The 20,936-nt window shown below is 45.1% G+C and carries 15 protein-coding genes; 5 read left to right on the top strand and 10 right to left on the bottom strand.

The features are described from left to right. The 8 genes from EO92_RS08375 to EO92_RS08340 all read right to left on the bottom strand — a co-directional run. The coding region (locus EO92_RS08375) for an indole-3-glycerol-phosphate synthase (RefSeq protein WP_048170811.1) at positions 1-646 on the bottom strand (646 nt) is incomplete at its 3' end. Between the two features lie 955 nt (positions 647-1,601). Beyond that, positions 1,602-1,961: a carboxymuconolactone decarboxylase family protein gene (locus EO92_RS08370; protein ID WP_048170809.1), complete on the bottom strand. Its 360-nt coding sequence runs from the start codon at positions 1,959-1,961 to the stop codon at positions 1,602-1,604. A gap of 113 nt (positions 1,962-2,074) precedes the next feature. Further along, a complete protein-coding gene (locus tag EO92_RS08365) occupies positions 2,075-2,815 on the bottom strand; it encodes a M48 family metallopeptidase (protein ID WP_082107986.1) in 741 nt (246 codons plus the stop codon). Positions 2,816-2,863: 48 nt separating this feature from the next. Next, positions 2,864-5,962, bottom strand: coding sequence for a type I restriction endonuclease subunit R (locus EO92_RS08360; protein ID WP_052734313.1), 3,099 nt, complete (start codon positions 5,960-5,962; stop codon positions 2,864-2,866). A 94-nt stretch (positions 5,963-6,056) separates the two neighbouring features. After that, entirely contained in the window at positions 6,057-7,313 is a 1,257-nt protein-coding gene (locus tag EO92_RS16700) for a restriction endonuclease subunit S (RefSeq protein WP_052734312.1), read from the bottom strand. 395 nt (positions 7,314-7,708) lie between these two features. Next, positions 7,709-9,223: a type I restriction-modification system subunit M gene (locus EO92_RS08350; RefSeq protein ID WP_048170803.1), complete on the bottom strand. Its 1,515-nt coding sequence runs from the start codon at positions 9,221-9,223 to the stop codon at positions 7,709-7,711. Between the two features lie 505 nt (positions 9,224-9,728). Next, positions 9,729-10,235, bottom strand: coding sequence for a hypothetical protein (locus tag EO92_RS08345; protein ID WP_235283256.1), 507 nt, complete (start codon positions 10,233-10,235; stop codon positions 9,729-9,731). A 748-nt stretch (positions 10,236-10,983) separates the two neighbouring features. Then, positions 10,984-11,547: a hypothetical protein gene (locus EO92_RS08340; RefSeq protein WP_048170800.1), complete on the bottom strand. Its 564-nt coding sequence runs from the start codon at positions 11,545-11,547 to the stop codon at positions 10,984-10,986. Positions 11,548-12,419: 872 nt separating this feature from the next. Here EO92_RS08340 and EO92_RS08335 point away from each other — a divergent pair. The 4 genes from EO92_RS08335 (at position 12,420) to EO92_RS08320 (ending at position 17,236) form a co-directional block, all read left to right on the top strand. Then, positions 12,420-12,887, top strand: coding sequence for a peptidylprolyl isomerase (locus EO92_RS08335; protein ID WP_048135491.1), 468 nt, complete (start codon positions 12,420-12,422; stop codon positions 12,885-12,887). A 434-nt stretch (positions 12,888-13,321) separates the two neighbouring features. Then, positions 13,322-14,989, top strand: a complete 1,668-nt coding sequence (locus EO92_RS08330) for an adenosylcobalamin-dependent ribonucleoside-diphosphate reductase (protein ID WP_048170798.1) — start codon at positions 13,322-13,324, stop codon at positions 14,987-14,989. Between the two features lie 184 nt (positions 14,990-15,173). Further along, the gene (locus tag EO92_RS08325; RefSeq protein ID WP_048170796.1) at positions 15,174-16,151 is read left to right on the top strand and encodes a DMT family transporter; all 978 of its coding nucleotides are present in this window, start codon (positions 15,174-15,176) and stop codon (positions 16,149-16,151) included. A gap of 164 nt (positions 16,152-16,315) precedes the next feature. Next, positions 16,316-17,236 (top strand): DMT family transporter, encoded by a 921-nt coding sequence (locus EO92_RS08320; protein ID WP_048170794.1) that lies wholly within the window; start codon positions 16,316-16,318, stop codon positions 17,234-17,236. Here EO92_RS08320 and EO92_RS08315 read toward each other — a convergent pair. Both EO92_RS08315 and fdhF read right to left on the bottom strand, forming a co-directional pair. Next, complete coding sequence (locus EO92_RS08315) at positions 17,222-18,424, bottom strand: Coenzyme F420 hydrogenase/dehydrogenase, beta subunit C-terminal domain (protein ID WP_048170793.1); 1,203 nt, start codon at positions 18,422-18,424, stop codon at positions 17,222-17,224. The two genes, EO92_RS08320 and EO92_RS08315, sit on opposite strands and share 15 nt — an antisense overlap. After that, positions 18,421-20,556, bottom strand: coding sequence for a formate dehydrogenase subunit alpha (gene fdhF, locus EO92_RS08310; protein WP_082107985.1), 2,136 nt, complete (start codon positions 20,554-20,556; stop codon positions 18,421-18,423). The genes EO92_RS08315 and fdhF overlap by 4 nt, the downstream gene beginning before the upstream one ends. 58 nt (positions 20,557-20,614) lie before the next feature. On the opposite strand from fdhF, the gene EO92_RS18945 reads away from it, so the two are divergent. Next, positions 20,615-20,767 carry a hypothetical protein gene (locus tag EO92_RS18945; RefSeq protein WP_082107987.1) on the top strand — a complete coding sequence of 51 codons (153 nt, stop codon included), beginning with the start codon at positions 20,615-20,617 and terminating at the stop codon, positions 20,765-20,767. The last annotated feature ends 169 nt before the right edge of the window (positions 20,768-20,936 follow it).

Raw genomic sequence — 20,936 nt, 5'->3', positions numbered from 1 at the left:
GGCTGGTCCCGTGATCCAGGTCGTATTCCCTGATGAGTGGGGCAAGCTCTTCAGTGGTTGCCAGGTCGATTTTAAGGGTCTCAAAGTTCCGGTTATTAATCCCGATGAGCTTTGTGCCGGTTTCCAGCGCAAGTTCAAGCTCTTCCCTGTTGTGAACTTCAACCAGCGGCTCAAAGCCCTTTTCAAGAGCAAGATCAACAAAGGCATCCAGCTCTTTTCCCAGGATGCCTGCAATCAGGAGTATGAGGTCGCTTCCCGCTTCCTCAAGCTGCAGCCTGTCAATAATGAAATCCTTCCTCAGAACCGGTAAACAAACTGTTTTCCTGACCGCGTTCAGGTTTTCAAGTGAGCCCCGAAACACTCCTGGTTCAGTAAGGACCGAAATTGCAACAGCTCCGGCTTCCTCCATCTCCCATGCAAGCTCAGCAGCCACTGCCGGGGGTATATCCCTGAAGCTCTTTCCAGGGGATGCGGGCTTGACTTCCGCAATTACCGGCACCCGCCCGTCTGCTCTTACAGCTGCTACAGCTGCAATAAAGTCCCTTTTCTGGAACTGCGGCTGCGGGTCTTCCTTCTGGACGTCGGCCCCAAAAGCCTGGATCCGGGTCTTTGTTGTGTTGAGGATGTGGAGGATTGAGTCGTGCATATATAATCACTGGTGTATAGTTATGTACAATAATGACTAATACCTTACTTGTTATAAAAAGGTTTTGGATGAGGATAAACTGTTATCGATTTGATAATATTTTAATAATTATATAATATTAGTTTTATTTATATTTATGTTTGTAGATAAGATTAAATAAAAAAAGTTTGTAAGTAAACATATGAATTAAATTTACTGAGTGTTGTGATGTAATCGAAGTAACTGGGAGAAGTAAATGGCTGAATTTTTGGATACCGAAGCAACTACCCATTATTTAACAAAAATCATCAAAAACGCGACGAAGGAAGTCGTTATAATAAGCCCATATTTGAAGATAACGAGTTTTTAAGTATTACAGGAGTGGGGCAAAAGAAACTTGAGAGGTATGGATCGGCTTTTCTCCGGGAAATTGCAAACTACTATAAAAAGGACCTGATCAGTGATTCTGGATCATGCATTCGTTGTGGGGAAAAAATAAGGTCTAATCCAAATGAACCGTTTTGTAGCGATTGTTATAATTCATGGGCTAGATTTGGAAATCCAAAGTATAAGGAAAAGTATTGTCATAAATGCGGCAAACCGACAGACACTTCTAAAGAGAAACCTGTGTGTTATCAATGCTTTAAAAATGGTTTGTAACAAATGGATTTTAGTTTTACAACAGACATTCCGCAGATGTACACAGATGTAGAATTCATTTGCCGATTTGCCCACTATCCTTCATTATAGGGGAAATTAGTTTTTAAGCTACTGCCATATTGGGAAAAATAGGTGGTATTTTTGTGGACTTCTGCGGAAGGTGGGTTACAAGGTAAATTCACTAAGAGCCTATCCGAAAAGTGCTGTGACCTACTGACCTTTACAAATGGCAATATGAATAACCAGAACGTCTAGTCGGATACTATATACTATTCTAACTCTTAACTATTCCATTATTGACTGTTACCATAGGCTGTTAATAGCCATGTTTCTCCATTTCTTTGAGTATCACTGAACTAATATCCGTGAAATTCTGAATCCCACCGGTCCAGGCAGCCATCATCATGGCGTCAGTTATCTCTGCTCTGGTAGCTCCGAATTGATGAAGCTTTTGCAAGATTTTGACTGCACTGTCTGTGTTGTTGTTGGAACAGGCAATAGCAAAGACCGTCAGGTGCTTCTGCTTAATGGAAAGTCCGTCTTCTCTCTCAGCCCATATAACTTTATAAAAGCCTGCAAGCCCTTCGCCAAAATCCTCATTTATCTTTTCAGCGTACACAACAGACCTGGGCGCAAAGCCCTTTATCTCCTTGATTTCGTGAATATTCTTCCCCATAATTATCCTGTTTCAATACGAGATAATCGGATAAAACAATATCTTTACAACTTTTCATGGATCTGACTTTTCGGATAGGCCCTAAAATGATGAGTTTCAACTACAAGTGGAATTCATATCTTCAGTAAATCCCCATGCACCCTCAACCACTCTTTCCGTTCTTCATAGTCCGGCAGGATTTTCTGTACCTCGTTCCAGAAAGCCTTTGAGTGGTCTTTATATTTTGTGTGGCAGAGTTCGTGGACGACCACATAGTCGATAATTGACATTTTAGCCATAACAACCCGCCAGTTGAACCTGAGCTGGTTTGTCTTTGAGCAATTCCCCCACTTGTTTTTCAGGGGCTGAACTTTGATAAGAGACGGTTTCTCTTCAAAGTATTTCAAATACATTCTGGCCCTCTGGTTGAGAACCTTCTCCGCTTTTTCGTGGTAAAAATTGATGAACAAGGGCTGTATGATTCGGGGATAGTCAGATTCCGGGACGCTTGCAGGTACATGAGCTATGAATTTGCTGTGGGTAAAGGTCAGGGTTGGAACTATTTCTTCATTTACCTGTACTACTTTTAACCTGTAGTGCTTGCCTTTGTACGGAAATTTTTCTCCGCTTACGAATTCTTTCCGGGTCTCGTTTCTTATGACCTCGTTCATTTTATCGAGGTTGATTATAATCCAGCTGGCTTTCCGTCGAAGGTTTAAGGCAACCTCTTCTTTGCTCATGCTGCCCGGAGCTTTGACTGTAAACCCTGATTCCAGATCAATTACTAACTCAATGGTTTTCTGTCGGGAAGAATAGATTAAGCGGTAATCAACGAGAGTGTTTCCTATCTTTATCTGTTCCATTCTCGATTCCATTTTTTATTTCAATCTCTGTCTCATTAATTCTTTTATTCTCGGTCCCATTTACAGTAGGTTCCTGGCAAGGTTGAGGAGATTATGGCTTTCCCTTTCAGCCGTTTCGACGTCAAAATCAATTTTATATAATTCCCTTTTGATCGTTTTAAGCATTATCTTTTGCTGTTCGGGTTTTTGCCTCCAGTCAATTACTGCAAGCCCGGTTAAGGCTGAAAAAAGTGGGAGAGAAACGCCTGCAAGCTTTTTCTCGTCCTCTTCTATAAGGTGTATGGAAGGGTGCATGGAAGGGTGCAAGGAAGCTTTTTCGGCTCCGGCATGAAGCTGGATATAAGCAGCCCTGACCATCTGGAAAACTGCAAACTCTTCCCTGCTCATGCCGTGTTTTCTTGCAACAACATCGACATCAAGCTCGGCTTTGATTTTGTCAAGTTCGGTCAGGAAATCTGTGGTGGAAATAAGCTCCTGTTCGTGCTCTGCAATCAGTTTTTCGAGCTTTTCGCGGAGGGAAGTGTAGTAAATAGGGTTTGTGTTAAGAAGGTTGCTGATCGTGGTCCTGACCTTGTGCTGGATAAGGCTTGCTTTTGCTTTTGCCGAGGTCTTTTTGTTGACGATGTCATTGAACTCGGAGGAGTAAATGGAAACAGGTTCATGGAAGACCTTGATGCCGTTTGATTCGAGGTATTCGTGGATCAGGACCTTGGCTTTGGGGACAGCTTCAAGCACACTCGGGGCTTTGATGCTGTAGTTTGTCCGCATTGCGTTGTAGATCCTGCCGTAGAGGTAGACGTCCTGCCTGAAGCGGTTTGCTTCGGGATTGGGGATGATGTTGTTTACAAGGGCGACAAATTCCTTGAAAGCCCTTTCAAACCTGATCCGCGCATCTTCGGCGCTCAGGACATCAAGCACGCACCTATCCACGTATTCAGCAGAATCATAGGTTGTGGGCACGGCTTTAAAGAACCTTTTTACCTTGTTTGCCGCCTGCTCGGCTTTCGGGACATCATCCAGAAGGTGTTCAAGGTAGCCTGCAATGTCCCCTTCGTTGAAGATGTCAAGGGCTTCTTTGAGCCGCTTTGAAATCCCGCAGTAGTCGATAATCAGGCCGTAGGTTTTGTTGTCGGTATAGGGGCGGTTCACCCTTGCAACAGCCTGCATGAGATTGTGTTCCCGGAGCGGCTTGTCAAGGTACATGACCTGCTCGATTGGCGCATCAAAGCCGGTTAAGAGCATGTCGCAGACAATCAGGAAAGCCAGTTTATTCCCTTCGTCAAACGGTTTCCGGAACTTTTTAATTATCTGCCTCTGCTGAGCTTTTGTCCTGTAGTACTTCCGGATTTCGGCGTGAGGGTCATCTTTTGGGCTTGAGGAAATGATGATTTCCGATTCAGGAGCCCCGAGTTCGTCCAGGATCTTTTTGTAGGTCACGGCTGCATCCCTTGATGGGGTCACGATCTGCGCCTTGAAGCCTTCGAGCCTGACAGCAGTTGTGTAGTGTTCGAGAATATCTTTGCAGATGACCCTTATCCTGTCCTCGTCTTCGGCAATCGTTTTGTATTTTCCGGCTTTTTCCTTGATGGCTTCCTGCTCAAGGTCGGTGTAATCAGCAAATTCCGAATCAAAAGCAACATCAAGCTCGCTTCCCAGGATATGGACTTTCGGAAGCCTTGCCTGATATTTGATCTGGACGGTTGCCCCGTCAGCTATGGACTGCTTCGGCAGGTATCTGTCAATATAATCTCCAAATTCCCTGCGCGTGGATTTATCGTTTTTATCAATGGGAGTGCCGGTAAAGCCGATGAATAAGGCTTTCGGGATTGCCGTCCTCATATTCAGAGCCCAGCCCAGGCTGGTGCTTACCCTATCATCCTCTTTGTTTTCCTTCGCAGCCGTTTTCCCGTATCCTGCTTTCCCGTACTGGCTCCGGTGGGCTTCGTCAGCAAAGACAATGATGTTTTCCGAGCGGGACAGTTCAGGGTAAGTCTCGCCGTTTTTCGAGGTAAATTTCTGGATCGTGGTAAAAAGAGTCTTTCCAGTGGGGGTTTTCAGCTCATCTTTTAGCTGCTCTACGCTTTCCACAGGTACGGGATTCGGGAAGCTGCAATTCTTAAACGTGCCTGAGATCTGAGAATCAAGGTCATTCCTATCCGTTACAATCAGGATGCAGGGATTTTCAAGCGAAGTCCCCGGCACTTTTTCAATCCTGCGGATTTTCAGAGCCGTATAGGTCATGGTAAGCGACTTTCCGCTCCCCTGCGTATGCCAGATTACTCCACCTTTTCCCTCCGCAATCCGTTCAAGAATTTTGTTGCTTGCAATGTACTGGTTGTACCGGCAGAGCTTTTTATTCACACCGTTGTTTTCGGTTTCAAAAACAATGTAACTCCTGAGAATGTCCAGGAAATTCTCTTTTGAAAAAAGCGAGTATAGCAGAATATCCTGTGCAGGCAGTTCCTGCCCTTCTTTTCCAATAAAAACCGCAAGATCCCTCTCATTCAGTGGATAAGGCTTTTTCCACTCAAGGAAGTACTTTGCAGGCGAAAAAGTGGAAGCATAAGTCGCCCTGTACCGCGCAAGCGCAACAAGGAGCTGGTTCGGGTAAAAGAACTGCTCGTTCTTCTCCCTGTACCCGAAAAGCTGGGAAATAGCCTCGTCAATAGGTTCCTGAAGATTCGGGCTTTTGCACTCAAGTACAGCCAGCGGAATCCCGTTTACAAAAACCACAAGGTCAGGAATGATCGTAAAATCATTATTCTTAACATAAAACTGGTTGACAACCGTAAACTCGTTCTTCCCAGGCTCATCAAAATCAATAAACTTGACAGTCTGCGACTTTTTCCCGAATCCCAGGTCCTGCTTGAAGCTGGTATAATTGACCAGCTTGTAATACAGCAACTCATTAGCCTCAACAAGCGACGCCGCCTGTACAACAGTTATCTCCCTGACCGCCTTATTCAGCCCGACCTCATCAAGCCAGGGATTTATCTCCTGAACCTTCCGTTTCAGGATGTCCGGCAAAAAGAACTGCTGCGGCTCTTTTTTCAGCTTTTTCCCGTCAATGTAGTTGTACCCCAGCTTATCAAATAAATCAAGAGCCGGTTTTTCCACAAGGGTGTATTCATCAATCTGGAGCTGGGATTCGTCTGTCATTATACGCACACTCTGACTTTTCCTGCCCGAATTGCGCGTCGGGAGCACGCGTCCTTCTCGCTGCGCTCGAGAGGACCAAAATTTGAAATTGTCATTATACGCACACTCTTACTTTTCCTGTTAGAAGATCCTGCATAAGTCCTTTTTTAAGTTCTTGAAGTCTGGTTAAGTAGTTCTGGTTGTCCTGGATCTGGGAATCAACTTTTGAGAGGATAGAGGCGATTTTTTGTTGTTCAGTAAGAGATGGGACGGCTATTTTAATTTCGTTTAATTGATCTCTTTTGATATTTGGGAAAGTTGAACCTTCACCATTTGCACGTCTATATAGCTCAGTTCCTTCTTTTGTCAAGAGCATATGAACAAAATTAGTATCTCCAAGATTTTTTAATCCGCGAATCGCAGCAATACCTCTGCCGATGCAGTATTCCTGATCTGCAAAATTCATTCTCCCAAGTGTGTTTCCTCGAACACAGAATAAAATATCCCCTCTGTTACAAACTTTTGTAGGTTTTGAAGTCCATTTTACAGGTGTAGGATAGCGTTCATTGAATTCTGAAGGCCCATTGATTAGTGGTTTCCCTTCTCCTGTGGTATTATAAGTATCACCAGTAGGAGATTGGCCCATAACAACCTGAGAGATCTTAGATAGTTTCCCAACATCCCATTCTTCCGGTATCTCTCCAAACTCCGTTTTCTTGAACTTCGTATGCCCTATGCCTTTTGTAAGCAGTTTCTGCATCAGACCTTTTTTTAAGAATTCAGTTTTCTCAATAATCTGCTCTGTCTGTTCGATTTGTTCATCGACTTTTGAGAGGATGGAGGCGATTTTTTGTTGTTCTTTTAAAGTAGGAAGAATAATATTACATCTCTTTATATTTTCAGCATTAACATTTTGGTTAGAAGCCCCTTGAATCATTTTAAATAACTCTTTACGAAATATATCTCCATTAAAATACCTTATAAAGAATTCATTGTCAGTTACCTCTTGGTTAAATTTGAACTTAATTATGTATGATCCAAAAATGGCTTCTTCGTTGTTTCTCACAAGGCCAACTCTTCCAATTGCGCCACTTCTGGCAAAGGCAAAATCTCCCGATTCTAGTTTATAATTTTCATAATCTGTTTTAGAGATATTTAGAGAGGGCATAGTTTCATTCTTTATGTTTCCTCGGTTATCTATATCTGTAATCCTAAGAAATTTTACTCCATTTTCAACATACTTTTCTTTTGTATAGTATCCTTGTTTATGGAAATCCGTTATTTCTTTAAGGCTTATAACTTCCCACTCTTCCGGAATCATTCCCAATTCCGTTTTCTTATACCCTTCAGGAACTGAAACATTTTTAGTCATTTACAAAACCCTTTTCCACTTCAAATCTGAATTCGCCAGTCAGTGCTTGGCGAATTTAAAACTTCACTAAGTTGACTGTTATTAATCTTTAATTCGTCACGCAGTGCGTGATGAATTTAAAAAATTACAAAGTTGGCTGTTATTACCTTTTAATTTATCAATCGGCAGTTAATTGTCTAAATTGTTACTTTTTTGACACTCTTCTTTTACAGGGCTTCTAATTTTTTCGTTTTTATCTTCTCGTAGTCATTTTGTTCCAGCCGCGCCGAGGCGCGGGACAAGAACGGGCGGAGGAAGCTACTCAGTTGCCCCGGAATAGTTATTCATCTCAATTGAGCACTTACTGTGTGACCAAGTTAAATATTTCAAAAGTGAGCCCCAAAACCAAAGATTTATCATTCATCGTATCCCAGCTCCTTCAAATAAGCCTGCATTTCGCTGTAAGACCCATCCCTCTGCCTGATAAGCTCTTTTAACTCTTCGTTGACCGCTGTCACATCAATTTCAGGTTCGGCTTCGGAGGTGTCCACATAAAGGGAAACGTTCAGGTTGTAATCGTTTTCGACAATGCTTTCTTTCCCGACAACGGCACAGAACTTTTCAATATCTGCAAAGCCGTCGAAAGCCGAGACGATCTTCTCAACATTGATGTCCCGCAGGAAGTTCTGGGCTTTTCCTTCTTCATATTCGGAAGAGGCGTCGATGAACAGGATTTTGCCTTTTCTTTCCGGGCGCTTGTTTTTGTTGAAAATTAAAATCGTGCCCGGGCTGCCTGTGTTATAGAAGAGGTTCTGGGGGAGGGCTAGGACAGCTTCGATCTGGTCATCGTCAACATAGCCCTGGCGGGAGACTTTCTCCTGCCCGCCGCGGAAGAGGACTCCGTTGTCAAGCACAATTCCAAGCACACCCGACGAGTTCAGGGTCGCTGTCATGTGCTGAATCCACATCCAGTCGGCTGAAGAGGCGGACGGGAGCGCGTATTTCACGCGGGAATAGGGGTCACCTTTGGCGAGCCAGTCTCTTGACCACTCTTTCTGGTTCCACATCGGGTTGGCTAAAACGCGGTCGAAAACCATCAGTTCGCCGTTGTCCAGCAGCTTGGGGTCGGCCATCGTGTCGCCTTTCTCGATCCGCGCGTCAAGGATGTCATGCAGGAGCATATTCATCTTGCAGATGGCCCAGGTGTTGAGGTTCTTTTCCTGGCCGAAAAGGGAGATTTTGTCCTGGTTTTTGCCGTGTTCCTGCAAATAGTGGATACATTCGATAAGCATGCCGCCTGAGCCGCATGTGGGGTCGCAGATGCGCATATTTTCGGCGGGCTTGACCAGCTTTACAAGGAGCCTGACCACTTCTTCAGGGGTGTAGAATTCCCCGCCTTTCTTTCCGGCATCGTCTGCAAAGTGTTTGATCAGATATTCGTAGGACCTGCCCAGCATGTCTTTGTTTTCAAGGGAATGGTTTGCCAGGTTGTATTTCCCGAAATGGGTGATAAGCTTCTGGAGGACGGCGTCGGATATGCGCTCCTTGTCGTTAAAATCAATCGCGATCAGGACGCCTTCAAGGGAGCTGTTTTCGTGTTCCAGAGCTTCAAAGGCTTTGTTTATAGCCTCACCTATGTCAGAGGACTTCTTTTCAAGTTCGGACCAGCGGGCGCGGGGAGGGACAAAAAAGCTTCCTCCGTGCTCGTCCTTGTCGGATAAGGCTATCTCTTTTGCTTTGGCTTCAGGCATTCCATCTTTTACCAGTTCTTCTGCAACCCGGCTGACGTTTTCCTCAAACTGGTCAGAGAGCCTTTTTAGAAAAAGCATTCCGAAAATGTAGTGCTTGTATTCGGAACTGTCAATTGAGCCCCGCAGGATGTCTGCGGCTTTGAAAAGGTGAGTGTTTAATTCGTTAAGGGTTAAAGGCATGTTTTTTGGTCCTGTTCTGGTGAGAATGAACACTGTGTCCTAAAATTTTGTGTGTGGGGTGACGGAGTTAGAATCGAATTGGAATTGAATAATATGACAATCTCTTATTAATAATCCAGTAAAAAGCTTGCGATTCCGTTTTACCTTTTCAAGATTGAAGCTCTTCTTTAAAACTCTCCTTTAAAGCTCTTCTCGCAAGCATTAAAACAATCAGTATAATTATTATATTTATTTTTAAGGAAGTGTGGTTGAAGTTTTCATTTTTTTCGCGAAAAGCCATTGGACTCAAGCCGCGCCGGATTGCTGGAATAAAAACGTGAGGGGGTTATTCAGGTCCCCCTGAATAATATATCACTAACCACGGAAACCGCAGAAAGCACGGAAATCTCTGTACCCATAAATTGGTCCTCTTGAGCGCAGCGAAAAGGACGGCGGGCTCCCGAATCGCAATTCGGGATCACAAAACCCCTTAAAATTTCACAGGTATCTTCTTCGAGAGTCAGTCTCAAATTTGGTCATAAGTCGTAACCATAGCCTTTGTCACTTCGAACAGATCTTCAAGTAGCGGTGTTGTGCTTTCAGATTGCCCGAGGGTTGCATTTGCAGCATCGATCATATCCTGCGGATATATGAGGCTTTCATTCAGGTTTGCAACAGCACCATCGAAGGTATTCAGAGTGAAATTTGCCTCACTCATGTTCTCAGGGCTTGTTTCCATGACAACAATAGCCGAGTTCACTGCTTCTATGCCCGTAGCAGCTCCCTCTATTATGGGCTGCAGAAAAGGATATTCTGCAGAGTGTTCATTGAGAGTTTCGTGTATAAGGTCCAGGTTGAGGTCAAGAAGATGGAGCATTGATGCGAGAAAACGGAGGCTCAGGCTCAGCTCCTGTTCAACGACTTCAGTTTCGTTATATGAAGATGTAGAGTTATCTATCGGATTTATTTTCGCGTATTCATTTTTAAGAATCGTTCCAGTGTCAAAATTTATTTCTGCTGAAACTGGAAGCACAGATAGAGTGATGAAGAGTCCTGCTGCTATCCACAGGCAAAAAACCTGAAATCTGGTTATAACAATTTCCCCCCTGTTGTAGATCGGAACTTAACTGTACGTAACAGAAATTAACAGTACTTAACGGCACTTAACGTATTTTCGCCCCTATTCAAAAGGATACTAAACTGCCTATAAAAACATAATGATTTATATAAAATTATCTTGGAAGTAAATGCCATGCAAAAGGACAATATAGTGAAGAGTTTGTACAAATTTTTTCATGTTTTATAAAATTTAAACTACTGTAGGGTGAATATTTAGAAAATAAATTTGTAAGTTAGACCGTAAGAAAAGAAAAGCCCCCAATCTCGCTCAAAAACTTTATATATTTGGGAACTGCATATTTATAATTATAGAGATATTATAATAGAACTTGGATAATCTTTATCGGACTTTAAACTCTCATTTCTAATTACCAATCTCAAATACACCATCAATAGAATGTACGGGCATCTTAACTCAGGAACAATAATCAGGAATTAAGAAATTTTATTTCTCGGAATTGTGCCTCCAAAAATGCCCGAAGTCCTGAACTATCTCCTACCTGATAAAAGCAAAAAGGACTGAGAACTGTTGAACGTACAGTTCAACTAAAAGAAAATGAAAGGCTGTATCTTTTTAAAAGTAAAAATGAATAAGCCGAGACCGGATCACAAAAATCCGTAAAACCTCAAAGGTTCCCTCGTCCCCTCTTCCTTATTCAGCCTCAGATGTTGTCATAAGTCGTAACCATTGCCTTTGTCACCCGGAAAAGATCTTCAAGGATCGGAGTTGTGTTTTCAGGCTGTCCGAGGGTCGCATTTGCAGCATCGAGCATGTCCTGCGGGTATACAAGGCTTGCGTTCAGGTCCGCAATAGCACCGTCGAAGGTATGCATAGTGGAATTTGCTTTACTCATGTTAGTAGGATCTTCCACATAAATAATCGTTGAGCCCACCGCGTCTATCCCTGTGGACGTTCCCTCTATTGTGGATTGCAGGAAAGGATATTCTGCAGAGTGGTCATTGAGAGTTTCGTTTATAAGGTTCAGGTTGAGGTCAAGCAGGCGAAGCATGGATCCGAGAAAACGGAGACCCAGACTCAATTCCTGTTCAACGACTTCAGTTTCGTTATCTGAAGCCGTTGAATATTCTGTTAAATTTAGTTCCTCTTTTTCATTTTCAAGAATTGGCCCAGCTTCAAAAGTTGTTTCTGCTGAAGCCGGAAGCACAGATAGAGTGACGAAGAGTCCTGCGGCTACCCACAGGCAAAAAACCTGGTATCTGTCCATAACAACTTTCCCCACTATCGTTTATCGGAACGTAACGGAACGTAACGGAACGTAACGGAACGTAACGGAACGTAACGGAACGTAACGGAACTTAACAGAACTTAACAGAACTTAACAGAACTTAACAGAACTTAACAGAACTTAACAGAACTTAACAGAACTTACAGGAATTTTACCTAGTTTTCCCTATTAAAAAATAAGCTAAGCTGCCTATAAAAACGTAGGGATTTGTATAAAATAATCAAGAAAGTAAATAGCCCGCGAAAGACAATATAATGAAGAGTTTGTACAATTTTTTTTATGATTTATAAAATTTAAACCACAGTCTACGGAAAGTTTAGAAAATAAAGAATCAAGTTGCACCATAAGAAAAGAAAAGCCTCCAATCTCGTTCAAAAACTTAATATATTTGCAAATAACAATATTATAATTTTGTGGCAATATTAATTCAACTTGAATAGTCTTTATCGGGCTTTAAACTCTTCTTTTCAACTATTTTCCTCAAATACGTAATCAATAGAGCACTCGGGCATGTCAAATCAAGAACAATAATTAGTAATTAAGACACTTTGCCTCACTGACTTTTGCCTCCTGAAATGCCCGAAGTCCTGAACTCTCTTCTACCTGAGAAGAACGAAAAGGACTGAGAACTATTGACCGCACAATGCAACTAAAAGAAAATGAAAGGCTGTAGCTTTGTAAAGTAAGTCCTCTTGAGCGCAGCGAAAAGGACAGCGTACTGCAGAGCCGCAACTCTGCTGGCGAAGCATTTACATGTAAGGCGAGCATACAATGCACAAAAAGCCAACAAAAAGACAGGCACACATAAAAATAAGGTTAAATCAGGTTAAAAAACCGGAAGAGGAACAGAAATGGCTGTATGGAAGGGAAAGAAAGTGGTTCTGCACACCACTATGGGTGACATCACTCTTGAACTGTTTGAAGACATGCCGATTACGGCAGGAAACTTTGCAAAACTTGTGGACAAGGGCTTCTACGACGGCGTGATTTTCCACAGGATAATTGACAAATTCATGATCCAGGGCGGAGATCCGACAGGAACAGGCATGGGAGGACCCGGCTATGAGATCCCGGACGAGTTTACGAAACACAACCGGAACGACAAGGGCACGATTTCAATGGCAAATGCCGGCCCGAACACAGGCGGAAGCCAGTTCTTCATTAACCTTGTAAATAACACCCACCTTGACAGAAATCATCCCGTTTTCGGAAAGGTTGTAGAAGGCATGGATGTTGTCGAAGCCATGGGAAAGGTAAAGGTCGACCGCCAGGACCGCCCGAAAACCGAAGTGAAAATCGTGAAGGCTGAACTGGTCTGAAGACTTTTCTATCTTCAGGTCAACCCTTATTTTTTATTTTTTATCCGTGGGGAATCGATTTCCGTAACGGCCTATGACGATTTCAGTTTTGCATCCTCAGATTTTCGGATTTTGGATTACGTTTTAGGATTTAGGATTACGTTTTAGGATTCAGGATGATTTTTAAGGGTCATGGATTCTACTTATTTGTTAAAATTCTTTTTAGGATTACACCCTCTAACTATTTGTTCTAATCATGTTTAGGATCATGGATTCTAACTATTTGTTCTGATTATATTTTCTCATCAGCCATTCTTATCATGTTTTCTAACCGAGTTTTCGGATAGAATGATAAAAAATCCCGTATAATTATGGAATAGTATTTCTTTTTAGCGAAAAACACCGAAACCTGCTTTTACAGAAGCCTGAGGAGATTTACGGGAGAAACGATTTAGGTGCTGGATACTGAGGAAGGATGGGATGCTCTGATTGCCGAAGCTCTTAAAGCCAGGTATCTGCGCGAAGGGGAGAAAGGCTGGGAGGACATCTGTGAAAGGGTGGCAAAAGCAATTGCAACGGGTGAAGAAGAATATCTGGAATTCAAAGACCTTATGGTCCGTAAAATCTTTCTTCCGAGTTCGCCCACGCTTATGAACGCAGGTACGGAACTGGGCCAGCTAGCCGCATGTTTTGTAGTCCCTGTAGAGGACAGTGTCGAGGAAATTTTTGATGCCCTCAAAACCGCAGCCCTTATCCAGAAGACCGGAGGAGGGACCGGGTTTGACTTCTCAAAAGTACGGCCAAAAGGTTCTCAGGCCCTTTGCGTTGACGGGGTTGCCAGCGGCCCGCTCTCTTTCATGAAGCTCTTCAACGAGGCAACGGAAGTCATCAAGCAGTTTGGCAGGCGCAGAGGCGCAAATATAGGAATCCTGGACGTTTCCCATGACGACCTCATACCTTTCATCAGGGCCAAGCACGTTGAAGGAAACTTCAGGAATTTCAACCTCTCAGTAATGGTCCCTGATGCTTTTATCAAACTTGTTGAAGCAGGCAGCACTGGAGAGGTCTGGAACCCCCGAACAGGCGCAACAGTTGGGACCATATTCTCCGAAATCGTTGATGGGGTATGGAGAAACGGGGAACCGGGCGTTCTCTTCTATGACCGTATAAACAGGGATAACTTCACCCCGAAACTTGGGAACATCACTGCCACAAACCCCTGCGGAGAAGAGCCTCTCCTGCCCTATGAATCCTGCAACCTGGGCAGCATTAACCTTTCCCTTTTTGTTGTGGACGGAAAAATCAACTGGGATTCTCTGAGGGAAACCGCCGGAAAAGCTGTCCGTTTCCTGGATAATGAAATTGACATAAATGTCTACCCTGTCCCGGAGATTGGGGAGGCAACCAGAAAGACAAGGAAAATTGGACTTGGAGTTATGGGATTTCACGATATGCTTTTGAACCTGGGGCTGCCCTATGACTCAACAGAAGCTCTCGAGCTTGCAGAAAAGCTTATGGAGCAGATTAGCCGGGCTGCAGTCAGGGAATCAAGAAAACTTGCGGCAGAAAAAGAACCTTTTCCGGAACATGAAAACTCCACCTGGGAACTTCCAATGAGAAACGCCGCATTGACTGCAATTGCCCCGACCGGAACTATCAGTATTCTTGCAGGTTGTTCTGCAGGGATTGAACCTGTTTTCAGCTGGGTCTACAGGCGGACCCGTACAGTGGGAAAAGAATTCCTGCTTGTTCACCCCCTCTTTGAAGCACATTTTAAGCCAGAGCTTTCGGAACCTGATTACCTCCGGCTCCTTGAGCATGTCTACACACACGGCACCCTGCAAGACATAAAAGACCCGAAAATAGTGAGCGAAGACGAAAAAAGGCTCTTCAGGTCAGCCCTTGATATTAGCTGGAAGACTCATATTGATGTACAGGCGGCCTTTCAGCGCCACTGCCATGCAGGAATCTCAAAGACCATCAACATGCCTGCAGATGCCAAAAAGGAAGATATTGAGAAAGCTCTGATTTACGCCTGGAAACAGGGATTAAAGGGGCTTACAATCTACAGGACCGGAAGCAGACAGCATGTGGTTCTCAACTTGAAAAAGTCAGGAAACTAATTCAGGAAACTAATTCAGGAAACTGAACTGTCTCTGGCAGGGTAATTTTGGAGTATTGGCCTCCCACTGCAAAATAAAAATACCCTTCAGAACAAGTCCCTTAAGATTTTTAAGAAGTATTATACTACTAGAATTATAGTTATCTCACTAAAAATATATATACATTCGTCCCTCCAGAATAGATATGACTGTTTCTGTGACTGCTGCCTCCAAACACCACCTTGAACTGCTCACTGCGTGTGTTATATATGGTACCGTCGGAATTTTCATGGAATGGCTCAGGGATATGTCTGTAGGTTCGATTATTTTCTACAGAGTCCTTTTCGGGCTTTCAGCCATACTATGTTATCTTGCAATTACCGGAAACCTCGGTCAGCTCTCTTTGAAAAGGAAGAAAAAGTACCTCCTTCTTCTGGGAATTCTATACGTTTCACAGATGTTTTCCTACTATTCTGCAATCCGATACCTGGGAGCTTCTTCTGCTGTCCTTCTCCTGTATACTGATCCTATATACCTGACTTTCCTTGCACCCGTTCTTCTAGGTGAAAAGAATACTGGAAAAACTATTCTTGCTCTTTTCCTGGGTCTGGTAGGCGTCTTCTACGTAACAAGACCTGAAGGCGGTTTTGAACAGCTTGAATTTGGAAGCAACTATCTGAAAGGTGTAATCTTCGGGCTCGTAGGAGGCCTCTTCAGCAGTGGAGTCATAATATCCGTCCGCTTCCTCAGGGACGAGTATAACGGCCTTACCCAGCTTGTCTGGCAGAGTGTAATCAGTCTGGCCTTCCTCTCTCCTTTCGCAATCTCCCTTCCAGGGCAGGTACTCGCTGCAAACCTTCCTGTCCTCATGCTCTTCGGCTTCCTCATCACCGGTGTAGGTGCAGTGTTCTATATAAGAGGCGTTGCGGGCGTAAGCGCCATTACAGGCAGCGTCCTCACCCTTCTTGAGCCGGTTTCCTGTATATTTTTTGATCACACCGTTCTGGGAAGCCCTGTTCACAGCGGGATGCTTATAGGTTCCTTCTTTATCCTTGCAGCAGCAATCGTAGTAAGCCTGGATAACTCTGTTTTCCTGAAGAAGTTGATTTTCGGGGAAAAGATGAGATCGAGCAAAAAGATACCTTTCTGGAAAAAAGAGCTTTTAAGGGTACAGGGTAAATAAGTACCCTGTTTTCTTTTTTATATATTCTTTTTTATAATTACAGATTTTTACCATACAGATTTCTTCCATACAGATTTCTTCCATACAGATTTCTACCATACAGATTTCTACCAGTTTTTCCCTTTTCCAAAAAATATATATCTGCAGTCTTTTATTTCCAGAATGTGGCAGTGCAGGAAAACTCTTTCAAGCCGTACTCCGAGGTCATAACAGGCAGTATCATTTATGGTACTATAGGAGTTTTTCTGGACAGGGTCCAGGACATGTCCGTAGGGTCCATTCTCTTCTGCAGGCTCTTTTTCGGGTTATGCATGATTTTCTTTTATCTGCTGATGAGCGGAAGCCTTGAACAGCTCAGACCTGGCAGGAACAGAAAATATCTTCTGCTGCTGGGTTTTCTAAATGCTGTAACAGGCATATGCTATTTCTCGGCCATAAGGTACAGCGGAATTTCCGTTGCTGTCCTGCTCCTTTATACGGCTCCTGTATATGTCAATCTGCTTGCTCCTTTAATCCTTGGAGAAAGAAGCAGCAACAAAAGCCTTCTGCCTCTTTTCATCTCAGTTGCAGGGGTATTACTCATTACCCGTCCCGGAGAGGTCCTGGCAAGCCTGAGTACAGGGTCCGATTTTATGAAAGGCCTGTTCTTCGGCCTGCTTTCAGGGCTCTCCTTTGGCACCACCATAATCACGATCCGCTACCTTAGGCATGACTATACAGGGATATCCCAGACTTTCTGGCTGACCGGAATAAGCCTTCTCTTTATGCTGCCGTCTGCCCTTTCGACCCCCATCCCTGTCTACTTTAGAAACTTCAGTACTCTGCTTCTCTTCGGTTTGACCATTACACTTGCTGCCATTCTCTACCTCAAAGGAATTTCGGGCATAAGGGCGCAGACAGGCAGCATTCTTGCCCTGCTAGAACCTGTATCGGGAATTTTCTTTGACACTGCCGTCCTGAGAAACCCTCTCTATATCTCGACTTTTCTGGGCTGTGTCCTCATCCTGACAGCGGCTTATCTTGTGAGCCAGGCCAGGGACGCAGAAGAAGTCCCTGAAGATTCCCTCCCCTCATCGCTTGCCTGATTTATTCTGTCCCTTTTCGTGAAAGAAAGCTTCCAGAGGTGCGACCGTCGGAAGGGAGAGGTCCTCTCCTGCCCTGTACCCGTAGAGTTCCTGAAGCTCCACAGCAAAGGAATGCATGAAAAGCGCATTGGGGATGTCCATTGGACAGAGTTCCTCGCACTGCCCGCAGTTGATGCAGGAATCCGCAACAAGGGAATAGCGAAGCGTGTGGAACGCAAAAGCTGGAGGGACCTTTCCGGAAGCATCTACTGTAAAATCGGAGGGTTTTGCATGGGGGAGGGCAGGGCAGACTTCAATGCAGGTGTAGCATTTAATGCATCGGGAAGTTTCATTTATTAGCTGTTTCAGGCGAGCCTTCCCCTCCCCCAGCGCCCGGAAGTCTTTTTCCCTCCATTCCTCAGCCAGGTTCAGCATCGACTGCTCGATTTTACCCCGGACCTCCAGCCCTTTCGGAACGGGCAAAGAGGCTTCGATAGCTCCTGAGGCTTCAGCTTTTTCAAGCAGCTCTGCACCCTTTGCGCTGCAGACCTCAACAAAAGTTGCTTCCGTGCCAATAACACCCCATTCCCCACAGGCAAGGTCAGTCTGTCTTGGGATTTTCAGCTTGCAACGCCTGCAGTTACTCCTGCGCCCATAGCCTTCCTCTTCAAGTTCGTCCATGGGCACTGAAAATTCCCCTTCAGGAGTCCTGAAGATGAACTTCCCCTTTGAAATCCTTTCCTTTTCAACCGAATCAGGGTCCACTGCAAACTTTTCTGCAGCCATTTTCCTTGCCATTTCCGGACTTATTGAGCCTCCGCAGTTCAACCCCAGCATGAGGATATTTTCCAGCCTGACCTCTCCCCGCTTTGCAAGCTCGTAAAGCCCCATTACATCGCAGCCTTTCAGGGCAGCTGCAACCTTCAGGTCCTTTGCCCCACCCAGGTAACTGCTGAAAAGCCTGGAGAGAAGAAGAGTCCCACAGTGCAGAGAACCCGAAATGTCCGAAATTTCCGCCGGGTCTGTGATCAGCACCGGAACAGCGTCGTAGAGGTCTGCACCTTTCCTTACCCCAAGTACTGCGTCCACGCTTCCGCTTTCCAGGGCGAACTTCAAAAGGGCTGATACCGCACCCCCGGACTCGCCTTTTTCCAGGAACTCCCGGTCACGGGCCCGGACATAAAACTTGTCTCCTTTCAAAGGTTTCAAAGTTTTCCCTCCACCGTCTCTACTTGCTCGACCTGTTCTACTTGCTCGACCTGTTCTACTTGCTCTACCTGTTCTACTTGCTCTATTTTCTCTACCCTGACCGCACAGGCCTTGTACTCCGGAATCTTTGCCACGGGGTCAAGGGCTCCGCTGGTCAGCAGGTTGGCCGCACACTCCTTAAAATGGAAGGGGATGAAAACAACCCCAGGTTTTATGTCTTCCGTAACCATCGCAGGGATTTCGATTTTCCCCCTCCGGGAAAGTACGCGGACTTTTTCCCGGTTACTGACTCCAAGTTTTTCCGCATCCTCCGGGTGAAGCTCCACCCAGCCGGTCCTGACTTCGGAGTCCAGGGTTTCTGACCTGCGGGTCATGGTCCCGGTGTGCCAGTGCCAGATATTCCTTCCTGTGGTAAGGATGAAGGGATATTCCGTATCCGGAACTTCGGCAGGAGGCTTCCATTCCACGGCGGAAAACTCCCCCAGCCCGTCCGGGGTGGCAAATTTTTCGGTATGCAGGATGGGCGTTCCCGGATGGGACCTGTCCGGACAGGGCCACTGGAGAGAGTCAGGGTTTTCAAGGCGCTCGTAGCTCATACCCCCATACTGGGGAACAACCTTTACAATTTCCTCAAAAATCTCAGCTTCATTCAGGTAGGAAAACTGCGGCCTGTACCCCATACGCCCGGCAAGTTCGCAGATAATGCGCCAGTCTGCTTTAGCCTCTCCCGGCGGGTCAAGGGCTTTTCGGAGCCGCTGGACACGGCGCTCGGTGCTGGTCTGAGTCCCGTGTTTTTCTGCATAACAGGCTGCAGGCAGGACGACGTCAGCAAACTTTGCAGTCTCGCTCAGGAAAATGTCCTGTACGACCAGAAAGTCCATGTGTTCCAGGGCTTTTTTGACCCTGTTAAGGTCCGGGTCCGAGAGCATGAAATTTTCTCCCATAACGTACATGCACCTTACCGGCGATGTCCCTTCCGCAAGCTCTTCCATCAGCTCTGTGACCGTGACTCCCGCTTTATCAGGAAGTCCGCCAACTCCCCAGATAGATTCCATCTTCCTGCGGACTTCAGGACCTGAAACCTTCTGATACCCGGGATACACGTCCGGAAGGCACCCCATGTCACAGGCGCCCTGTACGTTGTTCTGCCCCCGCAGGGGGTTGACCCCTCCTCCGGGAACTCCAAGGTTTCCGGTCAGCAGCATCAGGTTTGCTGTGGACTTCACGTTGTCTACTCCCACCGTATGCTGGGTAATACCCATGGAATAGAGAAGGACAGAAGGCTTTGAGTGGGCGATCCACTCAGCTGCGGTTTTTAAGTCTTCCTCAGGCACTCCTGTGATTTTCGAGACATTCGGCAGGGAATAGGCCTCCTGCATGACAACGGTTTTCATTGCCTCGAAATTTTTTGTCCTTTTCGCGATAAATGCCTGGTCTTCCCACCCGTTTGCTATGATATGATGCATGAGCCCGTTCAGGAGGGCCACGTCTGTACCCGAGTACATGGAAAGGTAGAGGTCCGCCTGTTTTGCCGTGGGTGTGAAGCGGGGGTCCGCATAGATTATTTTAGCTCCCTTCTTCTTTGCAAGAATTACCCTCCTGCCTATAAGGGGGTGCTGCTCGAAGGTATTGCTCCCGATAATGAAGATGCATTTAGACTCTTCCAGGTCCGCAATTGAATTCGTCATGGCCCCAGAACCGAAAACTGCAGCAAGGCCAGCGACTGTAGAGGAGTGGCAGAGCCTTGCACAGTGGTCGACGTTGGACGTCTTAAGGACAACCCGGGCAAATTTCTGCATAAGGTAGTTGTCCTCGTTTGAGGTTTTTGCCGAAGAGAGACAGGCAATTTCCTCATGGAGAAAAGTAGTGAACTTCCCTGCAACCAGGGTCAAAGCTTCTTCCCAGCTAGTTTCCGCAAGCTGCCCATTTTTCCTGACCAGCGGCTTTACAAGCCGATCCTTGCTGTGGATGAACTCGTGGGCATACCTGCCCTTCTGGCAAAGCTTCCCTGAATTGACAGGAGCCCGGTGCCAGGGCTCGATACCTGCAACCCTGTTGTCCTTTACCACAAGGTTAAAACCACATCCTGTTCCGCAGTAGGGACAGGTTGTGGGGACATATTTCAATTCCATGTTCTTCCTCCCCTTAAGATGATGGATCTGATAAGCTGTTAATCATGAATATTGATTAATCCTTCATAAAAGAGTTAATCTGGCAGTAAAGATAGGATCAGGAGTAAAGATAGGATCAGGAGTAAAAATAGGATCAGGAGTAAAAATAGGATCAGGAGTAAAAATAGGATCAGGAATAAAGATGGGATCAGGAATAAAGATGCAGAAATGATCGTTCGGTAAAAATTTGAAACTGTATTGTGAATTTTCAGTCTATCTAGAGTCTCTGATACTTTGCGGGAATCTTACCGGGCTCGATCAGCCTGTTTGGATTCCAGAGCTTCTCCTTATTCCCGGCTTTTGCCTTTCTGCCCAAAAACTCTTTACTTAAGAAACCCTCT

This window comes from Methanosarcina sp. 2.H.A.1B.4 (assembly GCF_000979385.1).
Classification (GTDB): Archaea; Halobacteriota; Methanosarcinia; order Methanosarcinales; family Methanosarcinaceae; genus Methanosarcina.
The sequence above is the reverse complement of the archived record's forward strand: the minus strand, read 5'-3'. Positions and strand labels throughout refer to the sequence as shown.

Coding starts and splice junctions, on each gene's coding strand:
- fdhF (WP_082107985.1), bottom strand. CDS start 20,556: ATGGAATTGAAATATGTCCCCACAACCTGTCCCTACTGCGGAACAGGA.
- EO92_RS08370 (WP_048170809.1), bottom strand. CDS start 1,961: ATGGGGAAGAATATTCACGAAATCAAGGAGATAAAGGGCTTTGCGCCC.
- EO92_RS08350 (WP_048170803.1), bottom strand. CDS start 9,223: ATGCCTTTAACCCTTAACGAATTAAACACTCACCTTTTCAAAGCCGCA.
- EO92_RS08340 (WP_048170800.1), bottom strand. CDS start 11,547: ATGGACAGATACCAGGTTTTTTGCCTGTGGGTAGCCGCAGGACTCTTC.
- EO92_RS08335 (WP_048135491.1), top strand. CDS start 12,420: ATGGCTGTATGGAAGGGAAAGAAAGTGGTTCTGCACACCACTATGGGT.
- EO92_RS16700 (WP_052734312.1), bottom strand. CDS start 7,313: ATGACTAAAAATGTTTCAGTTCCTGAAGGGTATAAGAAAACGGAATTG.
- EO92_RS08360 (WP_052734313.1), bottom strand. CDS start 5,962: ATGACAGACGAATCCCAGCTCCAGATTGATGAATACACCCTTGTGGAA.
- EO92_RS08365 (WP_082107986.1), bottom strand. CDS start 2,815: ATGGAATCGAGAATGGAACAGATAAAGATAGGAAACACTCTCGTTGAT.
- EO92_RS08325 (WP_048170796.1), top strand. CDS start 15,174: ATGACTGTTTCTGTGACTGCTGCCTCCAAACACCACCTTGAACTGCTC.